The sequence below is a fragment of the Sabulicella rubraurantiaca genome, from assembly GCF_017355885.1.
GTDB classification, from domain to species: Bacteria; Pseudomonadota; Alphaproteobacteria; order Acetobacterales; family Acetobacteraceae; genus Roseococcus; species Roseococcus rubraurantiacus.
On record NZ_JAFEUU010000023.1, the window covers coordinates 1 to 15,012 of the forward strand.

Here is a 15,012-nt window from a genome sequence, read left to right on the forward strand (position 1 = left end):
GGAGTAGGTGACGATGTCCGCCCCCGTCCCGCCTTGGACGACCTCGACATTCGCCACGGTCACCTGGTTCGAGCCATTGGCGAGGCGCAGCGTGTCACGCCCTGCACCCAGGTCGATGGTCGCGCCGCTGATGGCGGCGCCGAGCATGACCGTGTCGGCCTGGGTTCCGCCCTTGATCACCTCGGCATTGAAGACCACCAGCGTGTTCGGCCCGGCCGAGGACAGGGTGAGGGTGTCATTGCCGGCGCCGAGGTCCACCGTCGCCCCAATCACGCTGCCCAGCAACGTGATGGCGTCGTTGCCGGTGGTGCCCGTCACGTCGGAGGGGTCCACCGGGCTCGGCGCAGGCCCCGGAGCGGGCGCTGGCGCCGGCTCGGGGGCCGGGGCTGCGGTGGTGGCCCAGGGCGAGGAGCTGTCGAGCACGGGCGCTGTGGTCAGCACGGTCATGCCGGAGAAGGCAATCGCCCCGCTGCCATACTGGCTGGAGGTCAGCCCGAAGACACTGTTGTTGCTCACCGTGGCCGTGACCGTCGTCGCGTTCCACAGGAACTTTGCCGACGGGGAGCCGAGGAGGTTCGAGATCGTGTTGCCGCTGATCTCGAGGCTGTTGCTCGCATGGAGGCCGCCCTCCACCCCATAGGAGACCATCACCGGGTTTCCGGTGCGTGCCCCTTGCTCGATCATGTTGTTGTGGATCTTCGCCTGGCCGCCATTGGGCAGGTCGATGCTGTAGGAGCCGTTGCCCTGCCCCTCAGCGATGCGCGAGTTGGTGATCGTGGTGACCAGAGCCCGGCTCTTGATCTGATGACCCACCGCCGCATCGTGGAAGTAGCTGTTGTCGATCGTCAGCGAGCCGATCTTGCCGACGTAGAGATTGTGGGTGTAGCCATCCCCCTTGCCGTTATGGCTGAACTCCGAGTTGCGGATGGTGATGCTGCCCGCCGTATTGGGGTTGGCGAGAATGCCGTTCTCATTGTGGTGGAAATAGCTGTTGTTGATGGTCAGGTGGCCCGCCTGATAGCGGATGCCGGCCCCATTCCCGTCCGGCACCTTGGTGCCCGTGAATTCCAGGCCGTTGATGGTGACGTCGGTGTTGGTGACCAGGATCCCCTTGCCGTTCGGCGGCGCCGCCGTGGCCACCATCTTCACCATGCCGCCCACGCCCTCGAGGGTGATCTTCGTGTTGATGGTGGCGAAATCGTTCGTGTAGGTGCCGGCATCGATCGAGATGACGTCCCCGTCCCGTGACGCAGCGATTGCGCCAGAAATCGTCGAGAACTGCTTGCCCTGCCCAACAGTCAAATTCGCCATTCTCAGGCCCCCCGAACTCTCACGAAATGAAGAGCGGCCATTCAGCCAGGTTCGAACGCTGCGACAATCCGTAGAATTCCTAGGCATGCGAGCTCGATCGTCTCACTCGGTCTTGAGCGAGACGAGGGTAATGCCCACAGGATAGTTTTCCGCCTCTCGGCCATATTTGACTGCGATGCGACGCTAGCTTCGCTGTACCAACCGAGGCGCTTGATCCTGTTGCGACGAGCATGAGCGCTGCGGTTGAGGGTTGGCCCGTCCGCTGGGGCTTCTGGTTGGCAAGGAGGTGGGCGAGCCCGACTACTCCATGCTCGTCATCTGTCTCGGGCTGGCGGACATGCCGGCCTATGCGGGCCGGCTTCAGATGCTGGGAGCGGCGCTGCTCTGTGGCATTGGCTTCACCGTGAGCCTGTTCATCACCGTGCTGGCATTCCCCGGTGGCCGGATCCTCCAGGCGAAAGCCAAGATCGGCGTTAAAGCAGGCTCTATGATTTCCGGCTTGCTGATTTACGCGTTGCTCCGCGTGGCTCCTCAGGACTGGCCAGGAACGCCGTCACGGCAGGCTGCGGGATCAGGTGAGAATGCCCGCTTGTCGCCTGAAAGCGATCCTAGCCTAGCCGTCCGCCGAGGCTCTCTGCACCGCCCTTCCAATGGGCGTGCTGGCCAGCAATCCGTGCGGGAAAGGTATCGGCCTGCTCGGCACGGGCAACGAGCCGAACTCCGTCAAGCCGCTCGATGAGCGCCGATTCCGCCACTGTGCGCGCCGTCGCTGAGTGATGCCGAACGGCGATGCCCGATCAGCGAGCGTCCTGGCAGAGGCTCTTCCGCTAGGCGCCGTCCACTAGCCCGGCAAGGTTTGCGGCGGACGGCCACCCACGATGATGATGGCCCGCTCCGTCACCCTGCCGCCCAATCCGTCGGGGATCGAGGCCGAGATGACATGCCTCCCGTCCGACAGCCGTGCCGCCTGTTCGAAGCCCTGCCCCAGATCGCCGTCGCGGTCCGACTCCCATCGCACATCCTGGGGTGGCACCGCGCCCAGGCCGCGCACATCGATGAGCGCATGCAAACGCACCCATCCTCTCGCGCAGGGGTCAGCCTCCGCCCGGACAAAGAGGCCACGGCCACGCCGGGGCAGTTCGAACTCCCCCGTTTCGGCGGTGGCCGAGCGGAGACGGGCCGTCGCCACCGCGCGGAAGCGGCAGCGCTGGCCTCCAGGCAGTTGCGCCGGGTCGATCACCAAGAGCACATCGGTCGGCGGATCCTCGGCGACCGGGATCCAGGTTTCTCCACCGTCGCCGGTGAACAAGATCACGGTGGAGATGCGTTCGTCGCTGCCCGATACCTCAAGGCGCAGATGCAACCCGTCCTCCTGCTGCTCGGGTCCGACGAGTGCGATGTACGGCGGATCGCCGGCCTCCACCACCAGCAGCGGTGCGTCTCCGGTGTGGAAGGAGATGCGCGCCACCTCTCGCTCAGGCAACGGAATCGCCTCGACGAAGCTGAGGAAGGGTTCACGTCCCTTGGGAACTCCGCCGCGTCCACCGTGGCATCCGCATCTGCCCGGCTCGGAGCGGATGGGGTAGGCATGATGCGTCGCCAGGATCCGGTCATCCGCGTCGAGGAGATCAATCGAGATTGGGCTCTCGTCCTGGCCTGCGGCCGCGGTGATGCCGCCGGGTGCGTCCAGCCGGATCGCTTTCTCCAACGCGACGGTGCGTCCGCCCCGGGCCATGCGTTCCAGTTGAAAGGTGAGGATCAACCAGGGCCGAACCCGACGCGGGTCGGCCGGGACAGTGGCATAAAGCGACCTCGCCTCAAGGATTTTTGAGTAGGTGTAGGGTGAGATCCATTGCGGCTCCCCCGCTGCCGTCGTGTAGGCCATGACGTCGATCGCCGTCGCCGGGTCGTAGAGCGTCGGCGGCGACAGCCCCACATCCAGCCCGACCTCGCCGATCGATCGGTCGAAGCCCTTCCTGTATTTCGGATAATCTGGGTCGTTCTTCGGGTCACCTGGCACATGGACGTGCGGGCGCTGGTAGATGTGGCCGATCTCGTGCGCGGTCGTCATCTCCTGCCCCGCGAAGAAGGCACCCACCCCGTCCTCCCCGCTGCCGCAGCCCGTGTTGACCGTGGTTTGCCCGGTCGGGAAGCCCGCCGCCGGCACGATTCCGATGACGATGTCCGCGAGTTGAAACAGCTGCGTCCAGAAGCGGGCCTCTTTCAGTCGCTTCAGGATTTCGTCCCACAGGGCGTTGCACCCGCCAGCGCTGACGGTCGCCCCGAAATTGCCGCTGCGCGTGTAGGACAGCGTGAGGATGTTGGCCTCGAAATACGGAAAGGGCAGCATGCGCTCGGCCAGGCGCAAGGTGCCCAGCATGTCGTCGTCGGCCGGCGTGACCACCGTGCCCATGCCGTTATCCCACTTGATGCGCACCAGCGCGACCTTGGGCGCGGCGACGTTCAGCACGTCCAGCCGCAGCGAGGCATCAGCGGTGACGCCCGGCGCCGAGGCGACCCAAAGCCGCACCGTGGCGACCGTCTGCTCCGCGCGGAGATACCAAGCCGGGACAAGAAAGTTCAGCGGTGGGTTGCCGCGGAGATGCGTCATCGACAGCCCGTCCCGCGAGCCCACCCACAAATCATCCTCCCTGTCCCACAGGGTGCGGTCGAGTTCGGTGCGCCGGCCTAAGCGCGCACCACCTGAGCGGGTCGGCCCGGTCCGGTACACCTCCTTGCCCCAGCGGCTCAGCACCAGCTCCCCCGTGACCTGCTGACCGGACAGCGTGTCGCCAGTGAGGAGCCCTGGGATGGCGTAGGGATAGGCCCGCACCACCATCGGCTTGAGTGCGACCATGGGAATGGAGTTGTCGGCGCCGAAGCTGGAGCCGAAATACTGCGTAGCCTGTGTGACTTCGAGGCCTTGGATCGCCAGTCGAGCCGGCCGGTACAGCTCGGGCATCGGCCTGTCGAAAGGCAGCAGCTCCGGCAAGCGCGGCTCGGGCACGCCAGTAGGGCCTGCCGGTGGCAGGGGACCGGAGAGGAGCCCAAGGCGCCGCAGCAACGCGGCGGCGAGTGCGTCGAGATCGCCTTGGTCGAAATCGGGCATGGACGTCTCCCTCTGCCTTGCTCCGCACCGCAGGCGGCGTGCAAATGAGCGAGCCACGTGGCGTGCGCGCACGGATACCCGCGACCTCACGCTGCGTGACCGAATGCGGGAACGATCAGGCGCGCCGCGCAGATCTCCGGTCCGAAGATACCGACTTCAATTCCGAGGAATGGAGCATTCCGCCGATCGCTGCTGGAGCGCAACAAGATTGTTCTGGACGGCGCAGACTTGTCAGCGGACTGCCCTACGTCGCTCGGCATCAATCTCACCGGCCACGCGTATGGCCAACAGTATCACCCCGCCTGAATCATGGTCCGCCATGCGAGGCCATGGCGGACCACATATCGCAGCCCGTTGAACACCTCCCGCAGCGGGTGCTCACGCGGCATCGCATCCTTGGCCAGCAAGGTCAGGTAGGGCGCATCCAGCCCCGTTCCCGAAGCCATGGCCGCCCATCCGAATGCGGTCGCCGTGGCGCACACCGTCGCATTCCTGCTCGGCTTGCGCAGCGGCTACATCACAAGCCGACGCTGTTAGTCTGCGGCGGGCTACCGATGGGCTCGGACCTGCTCGCCCGACCAACGGTGCCATCGGCCAGACCGCTTAGTGACCGGACCAGGGAGCATTGGTGACAAGCAGGAGGGGTGCTGCTTCTTGTGGTTGAGGCCAAGTTTGTTACGTCTCCCGCAGCACAAGGCACTGCAGGGAAGCCCGGTCAGGCCGGCACAGCCTCCAGCCGCGGTGCGGCATCAAGCAGCGCGCGCGTGTAGGGATGTTGTGGAGCGTCGAACACGGCATCTCGCGGCCCCTCCTCCACAATGCGCCCGTCCTTCATCACGGTCACCCGGTCGGCGATTTCGCCGACCGCGGCAAGGTCGTGTGAGATGAAGAGGCAGGCGAAGCCCCGCTTGCGTTGCAGGTCCCGCAGCAAGGTCAAGATCTGCTTCTGGATCGTCATGTCCAGCGCCGACACGGGCTCGTCCGCCATCACGAAGGCGGGCTCCCGAACAAGCGCACGCGCGATGGCGACGCGCTGCCTTTGACCGCCGGAAAGCTCATGCGGGTAGCGCCGGCCGAGGCCGCCAATGCCCACTTGGTCGAGCATGGCCTCGACCCGCCTCGTATGCTCGGTTCCCGTCAAGCCGTCCACGTGGCGCAGCGGTTCGGCCACGATCTGCCCGACTCGCATACGCGGGTCCAGTGAGGAGTACGGATCCTGGAAGACGATCTGGCAGTCCAGGCGGAAGGGAAGCAGGGCGGCGCCGCGAAGACGGGTGATGTCCTCGCCGCGGAAGACGATGCGCCCGCCTGACGGGTCCACCAGGCGGAGCATGGCTCGGCCAAGCGTGGTCTTCCCCGAGCCCGAGCCGCCGACCAGCGCCACGGACTCACCTGGATGCACAGCAAGGTCCACGCCCTTCACAGCCTGCACCCGGCGCTCCCGCCTGAAGAGGCGCCGGCGGCCAGCGAAGTCCACCGTCAGATCCTCCGCCCTCAGCAGAGGCTCGGACGGCGGCCGGCGCGCCGCTGGAGGGCCGCGGCGTGGCAGCGCGTCCACCAGCGCGCGCGTGTAGTCATGGCGCGGCATGGCAAGGAGTTGCCGTGCCGGCCCTTCCTCCACGATATGCCCGCGGCGCATGACCACCGCGCGGTCGGCATAACGCGCGACCAAGCCGAGATTGTGGGTGATGAGCAGGACGGCGCTGCCCTCCTCCCGCGTCAGCCCGACCATCAGGTCCAGCACTTCGGCCTGCGTCAACGTGTCCAAGGCCGTGGTCGGCTCGTCGGCGATCAGGAGCTTCGGGCGCAGCAACATCACGGAAGCCAGCATGATCCGCTGGCGCATCCCGCCGGAAAACTCATGAGGAAAGGCACGAAGGCAGGCATCGGGGTCGGCGATGCCGACCCGCCGCAACATCGCGTGGCAGCGCGCGGAGATCTCGCTACGGCCCAGCCGTGCATGAAGCGCGAGCCCTTCCGCCATCTGTTCCCCGATCGGCAGGGCCGGGTTGAGCGACGTCATGGGCTCCTGGAACACCATGCCGATCCCGGGTCCGCGCAGGCGGCGCATCTCCGCGGGCCCGAGCGGCGCACCGGCAAACTCCATGCTGCCGCCCATCACTTCGAGGCCCGGCGGCAAGAGGCCGATGACGGCGCGCGCCGTTGCCGTCTTGCCCGAGCCGGACTCGCCGACGACCGCCAGGATCTCTCCCGGCATCACGTCAAAGGAGATGTCGTTCACGGCGACAAAACCCGGCGGCGCACCGATGCGAAGGCCCCGGACGCCGAGGAGCGGCGTCACGTCCGCGGGTCCAGAATGTCGCGCAGCGCGTCGCCCAGCAGATTCGTGGCCAGCAGGCTCGCCGCGATCAGAACGCCAGGGGCAACTGACAGCCAGGCCGCGCTTTCCAGGAACGGCCGGGCCGCAGCGAGCATGTTGCCCCAGGTCGGAGCCGGAGGCGGGACACCGAGGCCGAGGAATGACAACGCGCTCTCCGACAGGATGACCCAGCCCAGCATCGTCGTGGCCAGCACCGTCAGCGGGGAGATGCAGTTTGGCAGCACGTGCCGCCACAGCGTGTAGGCTTCGGAGTTCCCGAGAGCGCGCGACGCCTCGACGAACTCCCGTTCCCGGAGGGACAGCACGCTGCTGCGCACCACCCGCGCCACCGTCGGGGCGTAGGCAAGGCCGAGAGCCAGCACGATTCCCCATTTCGAGGGGCCGATCACGGTGAGCAGGCCGAGCGCCAGCAAGATGCCCGGGAAGGCCAGCAGGGCATCGTTCACCGCCATGAGCGCCCGGTCCACCCATCCACGGAAGAAGCCAGCGACAAGACCGATGAGGATTCCGAGCACCAACGCCGCAGCCACGGTCGTCACCGCGACGGTGAGGCTGGTCGCCGCGCCCGCCATGAGGCGGGACAGCACGTCGCGACCAAACTCGTCCGTGCCGAGCCAGTTGAGGTCGTCGGGCGGCCGAAGTCGCCGCCGCAGGTTCACCCCGAGCGGATTGAACGGCGTCCAGAACCAAGAAATGGCCGAGACCGCTGCGATACCGGCCAACAGCGTGCCACCGACCAGGAGATTCGGGCGCAACATCATTCCGCCGTCACCCGTGGGTCGAAGACAGGGTAGAGCAAGTCCACGAGCAGGTTGACCACCACGTAGACCAGCGCAACGAATAGCATCACCCCCTGCACCACCGGGTAGTCCCGCTGGTAGATCGCCTCCACCAGCAGCCGGCCCAGCCCCGGCAGGGTGAACACCGTCTCGATCACGGCAATGCCGCCGAGCAGGTTTCCGAGCACCAGCCCGATCAAGGTCAGGGTGGGCGCCATGGCGTTGGGCAGTGCGTGGCGGCGCAGCACGCGATATTCCGACAGCCCCTTCGCCCTTGCGTGGGAGATGTAGTCGAGGCGCAACACGTCGATCGTGGCCGATCGCGCCATGCGTGCCACGGCCCCAGTCTCCACCAGCACCAGCGTGAGAATGGGCAGGATCACGTAGACGGCGGCAGCGGCAGGGTCCTCGGTGAAGCCGACGAAGCCGACCACCGGCAGCCAGCGCAGCCAGACCCCGAAGACGAGCAGCAGGATCAGTCCCAGCCAGAAGGACGGGATGGACAGCATAAGCGTGGCAAAGGACACGATCGCGAAATCCAGCGCCCGGTTCTGCCGCCAGGCGGCCAACATCCCGAGTGGAATGGCGATGAGCGCCGCCAGACCGACCGCCACCAGCACGATGAGCGCCGTGACCTGGAACCGCTCGATGATCAGGGGCAGGACCGGCTGGGCGTTGGTGATGGAGCGGCCCAGATCGCCCGAGAGCGTCATGCCGGCCCAGGCCAGGAACTGGACCGGCAGCGGCGCGTCAAGACCGAGGGACTGCCGCAGCGCCGCCACCTCCTCCGGTCCCGCCGCATCGCCGAGCATGAGTTGCGCTGGGTTCCCTGGGATGGCACGCATCAGCAGGAAGACGGACACCGCGACCAGCAGGAGCGTCGGGATCGCCGCAAGGAGACGACGCACCGCGTAGCCGATCATCGCACGCGAACGCCCCAGAAGCGCGGCTGGCCCGTAGGCCAGGTCTGGAAGCCGGTGACGTTGGCGCGGAACGCCGCGATATTCGCGTCGTTGTAGAGGGTGATCATTGGGACGTCCGCGATGAAGCGCCGGTGCAGGTCGTCAAACAGCGCCTGCCGACGGGCAGGGTCGGAGATGCGCATGCTCTCCCGCAGCCTCTCGAGGCCCTCGGGGTTGTCCCAGGTCTTGCGCGGCTGCGCGTCCTTGGGGCCCGAAACCATCTCGAAGGACAGCGAGGGATCGAGCCTGGCCGAGTAGGTGAACGCCATCATGGCGTAGTCGCCCCGCGTGTAGCGGTCCAACAGCGTGGCCCAATCCAGCACATCGAACTCGATGTTGATCCCTGCTTCCTTGGCCATGGCCTGCGCCATGACCGCCGCGTCAAAGACTGAACTGTACCGCTGCGTGGTCAGCATGCGGATGGTCTGGCCGCGGTAGCCGGCCTCGCGAAGCAGGCGGCGCGCCTCATTCAGGTCGCGCCGGTAGCCTTCGCGCTGGGCTTCGCCATTCGCCGGACTCCGCGACGGAATGATGGAGGGGTTGTACTCGGAATGCCCGTCAGAGAGTGCTCGCGCCATCTCTGGGAGGTCGAGGGACAGCGCGATGGCGCGGCGGAGGCGGACGTCGCGCAGCAGCGGATCGCGCGTCTGGAATAGCAGGGCCATCACGCCCATGGTCTGGGTGGAGGATGTGCGGATATCGCTCCTTGCCCGGTACTCGGGCAGATCCTCCGAGTTGATGTCGGGGATGACGTCGATGGTGTTCGACAGCAGCGCCGCCTTGGCCGCCGCGGCATCGGGGATGATCAACCAGCGGATCCGGTCCACGAAGGCCGCCTTGTTGCCTGTGTAGCCGTCACGCTCGCCGACCCGGGCGACGTAGTCCGGGAAGCGCATCAGTTCCACGAACTGCCCGCGGCGCCATTCGCCGAGCCGGTAGGGGCCGGTTCCCACGGGCGTCCGCCAGCTGCCATCGGCGTTGAGGGAGTCGCGGTGCCAGATGCCCGTGCCGCCGCAATCCACGCGCGCCATGTTGGCAAGGAACAGCGCCGACGGCTCCGCCAGCTGGAAGACCACCGTCAGCGGGTCAGGCGTCTCGACCGCCGTCACGCGTGCCGCGCCGCGGCCATCGAACTCTGGCAGGCAGCGCCAGTTCGTCTCTCTCCGCATATAGCGATCCCAGGCGAACTTCACGTCCGCCGAGGTGAGCACCGCACCGTTGTGGAAGCGCACGCCCTGGCGCAGCGTGAAGGTGTAAGTGCGGCCATCCTCGCTCTGGTCCACGCGCTCCGCCAGAAGCGGGCCGATCGATGTGTCCTCGCGATAGGCGACCAGCCCTTCGACGACGTGCTGCACCACGGCGTCCGTGTTGGCGTCACGGTTGGTACCGGGATCGGTCGAACGGATATCGGAGTTCAGCCGCGTGCGCAGGAGCGTCTCCTGCGCCATCACCGGCGTCGAGCACAACAGGGCAGCCAGGCCCAGCGCGAGGACATGGAGCATCACGCGGCACTCCTTGCGGCCTTGATGTCCATCGGGAGGGTGTAGCGCGTGAAGTTCCGGTTGAGGGCAGGCAGCATCGCCACCTCCATCACGCCGTCCGCGGGCGTCATCACCACCTGCGCCACGGTGGCGGACAGGTTGTTCGAGAGGTTTGGCCGCGGCGGCCGGCAGACCGACCAGGGCCACTGGAACTCGTCGAACAGGGCGAGCTTCACGTCCTCGGGCGTGATTCGGCCCCGCTTGCCGCCCAGCAGCTCACGCACGCGGAGGTCGCGATACAGGCTGTCGGGGGTGTTGACGACCCCCGTGTCCTTCAGCTTGGAGAGGGCCACCGGACTTTGCCAGTGGTTTGCATGCACCAGAAGGCCATTCTCCGGATGGACCTGGAAGCTCTCGTCCGGAGCGCATTCAAAGTCGATGCAGACGCCCTCCGCGTGGCTGACCGTCATGTTGTTGGAGGCAGATTTCGGCGTGCAGTAGATTGTCCGCATTGCCAATGCGAGCATCGGCTCCATCAGCGCCTTGCGGCGGATCAGCGCGAGCGGCACGCCAGCGCTCCGGTAGTCGCGGTCGCTTTCCAGATAGTTCGCGGTGATGGAGATCCCTGCGGCGTTCATGCCGTTCCGCGCCAAGCCGCCGGCCTCGGTGAAGGTCAGCACGTCCGGCCCGTCCTCGCGCCGGATCTTCAGGACGACCGCAGTCTCAGCGCATTCGGCCTTCCAGTCCCAGTTCTGCGCCTGGATCAGCTTGCCTTGGGCCGCGATGCCCGGCAGCACCACGACGGCGGTGCAGCCATCCGGATCCGGGTCGCGCCGGCGCTTCGCGAGCTTGAGGATCTCCGTACGCGCATTCAGCAGCAGAATGGCGGCCGGCTCCACATCGGCGCCCTCCGCAATGCCGCGCATCTCCTCAAGCATGTCCGCGTCGAACCGCGCCACGCTCGGCTCGAACTCGCGCGCCAGTTCACGAATGGCCGGCCAGTCGAGCCCATCTGCGCCGAGTTGCTCGGAATAGTGCTCGATGCCGCGCCGAATGCGGGAGGCCGCCTTCTCCCCGTATTGCCGCCCACGTTCGCGCGGCGGCCCAGAGACCTCGATCAGCGGTGGCGGCGAGGGCACTTGCGGCGAAGCTTTTGAGCTGACCAATTCTTGGCCCCCCGATCTTGGATTATGCTTGCGCAAAATACGTTACGGGCCCATGAAACGAGCGGCAAGGGAATTCCGGAAGCCCCCGGTGTCTTCAAAACCTCCCCCCGCATCCCACACCGCAACGCCGCTGCATCAGGACCTCGCTCGCGCCGTGCTGGACCTCCTGCTCCAGGACGGTGCCCAGCCAGGAACGAAGTTGCGGCAGGAAGAGCTGGCCGAGCGCCTGGGCGTCTCTCGAACTCCCATCCGCGGCGCTCTGGCCGTGTTGGCGGCCGCCGGTAACGTCGAGGCCCGCGGGCGCACGATCATCCTGCGCGACGCCCGAACCTCCCTGCCGGCGGAAGAGGACGCCGTCGCTGCCCTCATGGTGCGCATCGCGCGGGACCGCGTCGCGCGCCGCTTGCCGGATGACTTGTCGGAAGCCGAACTGCAACGCCACACGGGGGCAGCCCGTGGCGACCTATCCCGTGCCCTGCGGCGGCTTGAGGAACTCGGCATCGTGACGCGCAAGCGTGGCCACGGCTGGCGCTTCACATCCAGCCTCGCAACTCCCGAGGACAGCGCGGCGGCCTATCGCTTCCGGATGGTGGTGGAGCCCGCCGCCTTGCTTGAGGGCGGCTACCGACTGCCCGATGGTTTCCTCGCCGAGATGCGCAAGGGCCATCGAGCCTTTCTGGAGCAGCCCTGGAATGACAGCCGCGCGGTGGAATTTTTCGAGCTGAACGCCACCTTCCACCACGGCATCGTCGCCGGATCGGGAAATCGCTTCATGGTCCAGGCCGCGGACCAGCACAACCGGCTCCGGCGCCTCATGAACTATGATTGGCACCTCGGTGCCGAGCGCGTGCATCGGAGCACGCGCGAGCATCTCGCCATCCTCGACCTGCTGGAACGCGGCGACCAGCAGGCGGCCTCCTTGGCTCTTCGCGCGCATCTGGAAGTCGCGGCCGCCCTTGGCGAAAGGCTTGCGGTGCTGCGCGCCACACGATGAGCCGGCTCGACTGCACCCACCTGGAGAATGCCCGATGACGTGCGACAAGCGAGCGAACGTGCTCAGTGAGTCCTACTGGATGCCATTCACTGCCGCGCGCGCCTTCCGCGACCGGCCGATGATGTTCGTCGGCGCGGAGGGGACGCACTATATCGAAGCCAACGGGCGCCGCGTGCTCGACGGCATGGCGGGGCTCTGGTGCGTCAATCTCGGTCACGCCCATCCGCGCGTCACGGAAGCGATCCGAGAGGCCGCTGGCCGGCTGGACTTCGTCTCCTCCTTCCGCATGGGCCACCCAGGCGCCTTCGCCTTCGCAGAGCGGCTGGCCGCCGCGGCGCCAGAGGATTTGGACCATGTGTTCTTCTCGAATTCCGGCTCCGAGGCGGTGGACAGCGCACTGAAGGTGGCGCGCGCCTATCACCGCATGCGCGGCGAAGGCGGACGGACCAAGCTGGTCGGCCGTGCGAAGGCCTATCACGGCGTCGGCTTCGGCGGCCTCTCGGTCGGCGGGATCGCGCGCCACAAGCGCGACTTCGGACCGCTGCTGCCCGAGGTGTATCACCTGCCGCTCCCCTACGATCCCGAACGGATGGAGTTCTGTCGCGGGCAGCCGGAGATCGGGACCGACTACGCTGACGCGCTGGAGGCACTGCTCGCCGTTCACGATCCCTCCACCGTTGCGGCCGTGATCGTGGAGCCCGTCACGGGCTCGGGGGGTGTCTACCCTCCGCCGCGCGGCTATCTGGAGAGGCTGCGCTCCATCTGCGACCGGCATGGAATCCTGTTGATCTTCGACGAGGTGATCACTGGGTTTGGCCGCATGGGCCGCTGCTTCGCGGCGCAGGCCTTTGGTGTGACCCCGGACATCCTCACCTGCGCCAAAGGTCTGACCAACGGCGCGGTCCCGATGGGCGCGACCATCGTCTCCGACCGGGTGTACCAAGCCTTCAAGGCCGGACCACCGGATGCGATCGAACTCTTCCACGGCTACACCTATTCCGGCCACCCATTGGCTTGTGCCGCGGGCCTCGCAGCGCTGGATGCGTACCAGGGCGAAGGCGTGTTCGAGCAGGCGGCGGCGATTGCCGGCCCCTGGGCCGACGCCATGCACGACTTGCGCGGCCTGTCGCTCGTCCGTGGAATCCGCACCGCCGGCATCCTCTGCGCCATCGAGCTGGAGTCACGCGGGGGAACGCTCGGCTCAGCCATTGCGGACCGCTGCTTTGATGACGGGGTCCTTGTTCGGGCGGCAGGAGACACATTGGTCTTATCCCCGCCCCTGGTCATATCTCCTGCCGAGATCGGCAAGATCGTCGACACCCTCCGGGCTGCGCTTCGCGCCGCCTGAATTACGTCACTTCAGTATTCAGAACGCCAGTGAGGTCTTCCACAGGAGATAACGCGCTGCCGCAGCACAGATTTTGAACGAACACCTGACGAGTGCGGGCCGCGAGAAGGCGGCCAAGTCGCAGGAAGGAGCGCAGCATGAGCGAACCGCTCTTTCATGCCTATGTCGGCTTCCGCACGCCTGAGACCGCGACGCGCGGGGCGAGGGTCTTGAGGTCTTCCAGTGGACGCCGAGGGAGGCTGGGTCCACCTCCAGCGCGTTCCTGGCCTGGTGAACCTCTCCTTCCTCGCCTTCGACTCACGGCAACACTTCCTCTACGCGGTGCATGGTGACGGCTCGGATGTCTCCTCTTTCGCGATTGGCGCGGCGGGGCGCTGACCTTCCGCAATCCCGTCAGCGCCGAAGGCCGCAATCTGGTTCATCTCGCGCTGTCAGCCAATGACCGCTTCCTGCACGTGGCCAACCACCTCCCCTCGGCCGTCGCGGTGCTGCCGGTTGATCCCGAGAGTGGCCGCATCGCCAGCGGTCCCAAGCTCTATCCTCCGACCGGCGAGCCGGGTCCGCATCGAGCCGAGCAGCCCTTTGCCAAGCCGCACGGCGTCTCACTCACGCCATCGGGCAGCATCGTGCTCGTGCACGATAAGGGGGTAGACTGCATCTTCTCCTTCCACCTCGATCGCACCACCGGCGCGCTGACGCCGACCTCCCAAAGGCGCGTCTAGGCACGGGAGGTTGCGGGGCCGCGCCACACGGTGGTGCATCCCAACGGAAGCCTCGTTTATGCGCTGAACGAGAGGGATTCCACGGTGACGGCCTGCCGGCTGGAAGCTACGAGTGGACCTTCAGCGAGCCCTTTCGCAAGAGCTTCGCCGAGAGCGGCGCTGAATCAGTAAGGGGACGATTTGGTCGTCGTCGCCATACATATCTCGGGCGACGAGAAGCGCATCGCGGTGCTGGAGCCGGCCTTGGCCCGCAACTCAGGAGCCAATTTCAACGTCGACGCGCCCGCGGCGACGGAGGTGCTGCAGTTCCGGGCCGGACGTGTCCCGGCCTGGCGGTTGCGCAAAGAAAAACCCCGCCTTTCGGCGGGGCCTTCTGGTGTTTCCAGAGCCTCAGCCGTCGAGGCCGGGCTGGCGAGGATCAGGCAGACGTGCCTCCCTCAAAGCGACGCGGGTCATGAAGCCATAGGCCAGAGTGCCCATGACGACGCCCACAAGAACTACCTCAAACATCACATTCTCCTGCGTGCCGTGGCACATTCCGCATATGGGGATTGCGATGCCTCACCGCGAGCGTGTGTCCTTGCGAAGTTCCTGAAAAAGGGCAGTTTTTCCCTGCAAGAGGGACATTGGAACCATTTCTTTCCTGCATGAGCGGGATGTGAAGACCCCGCCGAAGATGATGCTCTGGCTGCTTCGTCGATCGTCGCCTCAGGAATATCGTCAGCCGACGTTCCTGCTCCGCGGCGGGCTGCCGCTTGCGCAGGTAGTCCACTGCCTGCTCGACGCGTTGCGGTCGCGA

Annotated in this window: 13 protein-coding genes and 1 pseudogene; 6 read left to right on the plus strand and 8 right to left on the minus strand. The window is 66.6% G+C overall.

The window, feature by feature from the left end:
- The coding region (locus JTJ31_RS22290) for a right-handed parallel beta-helix repeat-containing protein (protein WP_207540952.1) at nt 1-1,311 on the minus strand (1,311 nt) is incomplete at its 3' end.
- A 250-nt stretch (nt 1,312-1,561) separates the two neighbouring features.
- Between JTJ31_RS22290 and JTJ31_RS22295 the strand changes: the two genes are divergently transcribed.
- Entirely contained in the window at nt 1,562-2,050 is a 489-nt protein-coding gene (locus JTJ31_RS22295; RefSeq protein WP_207540953.1) for a Na+/H+ antiporter NhaA, read from the plus strand.
- A gap of 102 nt (nt 2,051-2,152) precedes the next feature.
- Here the strand turns inward: JTJ31_RS22295 and JTJ31_RS22300 are convergent, their stop codons facing one another.
- The 7 genes from JTJ31_RS22300 to JTJ31_RS22325 form a co-directional block, all read right to left on the minus strand.
- Entirely contained in the window at nt 2,153-4,420 is a 2,268-nt protein-coding gene (locus tag JTJ31_RS22300; protein WP_207540954.1) for a hypothetical protein, read from the minus strand.
- A 293-nt stretch (nt 4,421-4,713) separates the two neighbouring features.
- On the minus strand, nt 4,714-4,866 hold the full coding sequence (locus tag JTJ31_RS22305; RefSeq protein ID WP_207540955.1) for a transposase: 153 nt from the start codon (nt 4,864-4,866) through the stop codon (nt 4,714-4,716).
- A 269-nt stretch (nt 4,867-5,135) separates the two neighbouring features.
- A complete protein-coding gene (locus JTJ31_RS22310) occupies nt 5,136-6,722 on the minus strand; it encodes an ABC transporter ATP-binding protein (protein WP_328805800.1) in 1,587 nt (528 codons plus the stop codon).
- A complete protein-coding gene (locus JTJ31_RS24840) occupies nt 6,719-7,522 on the minus strand; it encodes an ABC transporter permease (RefSeq protein ID WP_236020549.1) in 804 nt (267 codons plus the stop codon). Before JTJ31_RS24840 ends, JTJ31_RS22310 begins: the two co-directional genes overlap by 4 nt.
- Entirely contained in the window at nt 7,519-8,463 is a 945-nt protein-coding gene (locus JTJ31_RS22315; protein WP_207540957.1) for an ABC transporter permease, read from the minus strand. Before JTJ31_RS22315 ends, JTJ31_RS24840 begins: the two co-directional genes overlap by 4 nt.
- Entirely contained in the window at nt 8,460-10,004 is a 1,545-nt protein-coding gene (locus JTJ31_RS22320; RefSeq protein WP_207540958.1) for an ABC transporter substrate-binding protein, read from the minus strand. The genes JTJ31_RS22315 and JTJ31_RS22320 overlap by 4 nt, the downstream gene beginning before the upstream one ends.
- A complete protein-coding gene (locus tag JTJ31_RS22325; protein WP_207540959.1) occupies nt 10,004-11,122 on the minus strand; it encodes a C45 family autoproteolytic acyltransferase/hydolase in 1,119 nt (372 codons plus the stop codon). Before JTJ31_RS22325 ends, JTJ31_RS22320 begins: the two co-directional genes overlap by 1 nt.
- Before the next feature lie 115 nt (nt 11,123-11,237).
- Here JTJ31_RS22325 and JTJ31_RS22330 point away from each other — a divergent pair, with 115 nt between their 5' ends.
- The 5 genes and pseudogenes from JTJ31_RS22330 to JTJ31_RS22355 all read left to right on the plus strand — a co-directional run bounded on the left by JTJ31_RS22330 (nt 11,238) and on the right by JTJ31_RS22355 (nt 14,864).
- Nucleotides 11,238-12,143, plus strand: a complete 906-nt coding sequence (locus JTJ31_RS22330) for a GntR family transcriptional regulator (protein ID WP_207540960.1) — start codon at nt 11,238-11,240, stop codon at nt 12,141-12,143.
- Nucleotides 12,144-12,177: 34 nt separating this feature from the next.
- On the plus strand, nt 12,178-13,491 hold the full coding sequence (locus JTJ31_RS22335) for an omega-aminotransferase AptA (RefSeq protein WP_207540961.1): 1,314 nt from the start codon (nt 12,178-12,180) through the stop codon (nt 13,489-13,491).
- 222 nt (nt 13,492-13,713) lie between these two features.
- Nucleotides 13,714-13,869 carry a hypothetical protein gene (locus JTJ31_RS22340; RefSeq protein ID WP_207540962.1) on the plus strand — a complete coding sequence of 52 codons (156 nt, stop codon included), beginning with the start codon at nt 13,714-13,716 and terminating at the stop codon, nt 13,867-13,869.
- A gap of 35 nt (nt 13,870-13,904) precedes the next feature.
- Nucleotides 13,905-14,384, plus strand: a pseudogene (locus JTJ31_RS24845) (lactonase family protein).
- Between the two features lie 9 nt (nt 14,385-14,393).
- Nucleotides 14,394-14,864, plus strand: a complete 471-nt coding sequence (locus tag JTJ31_RS22355; RefSeq protein WP_207540964.1) for a hypothetical protein — start codon at nt 14,394-14,396, stop codon at nt 14,862-14,864.
- Nucleotides 14,865-15,012: the final 148 nt, after the last annotated feature.

Coding starts and splice junctions, on each gene's coding strand:
- JTJ31_RS22300 (WP_207540954.1), bottom strand. CDS start 4,420: ATGCCCGATTTCGACCAAGGCGATCTCGACGCACTCGCCGCCGCGTTG.
- JTJ31_RS22305 (WP_207540955.1), bottom strand. CDS start 4,866: ATGGCTTCGGGAACGGGGCTGGATGCGCCCTACCTGACCTTGCTGGCC.
- JTJ31_RS22315 (WP_207540957.1), bottom strand. CDS start 8,463: ATGATCGGCTACGCGGTGCGTCGTCTCCTTGCGGCGATCCCGACGCTC.
- JTJ31_RS22335 (WP_207540961.1), top strand. CDS start 12,178: ATGACGTGCGACAAGCGAGCGAACGTGCTCAGTGAGTCCTACTGGATG.
- JTJ31_RS24840 (WP_236020549.1), bottom strand. CDS start 7,522: ATGATGTTGCGCCCGAATCTCCTGGTCGGTGGCACGCTGTTGGCCGGT.
- JTJ31_RS22320 (WP_207540958.1), bottom strand. CDS start 10,004: ATGCTCCATGTCCTCGCGCTGGGCCTGGCTGCCCTGTTGTGCTCGACG.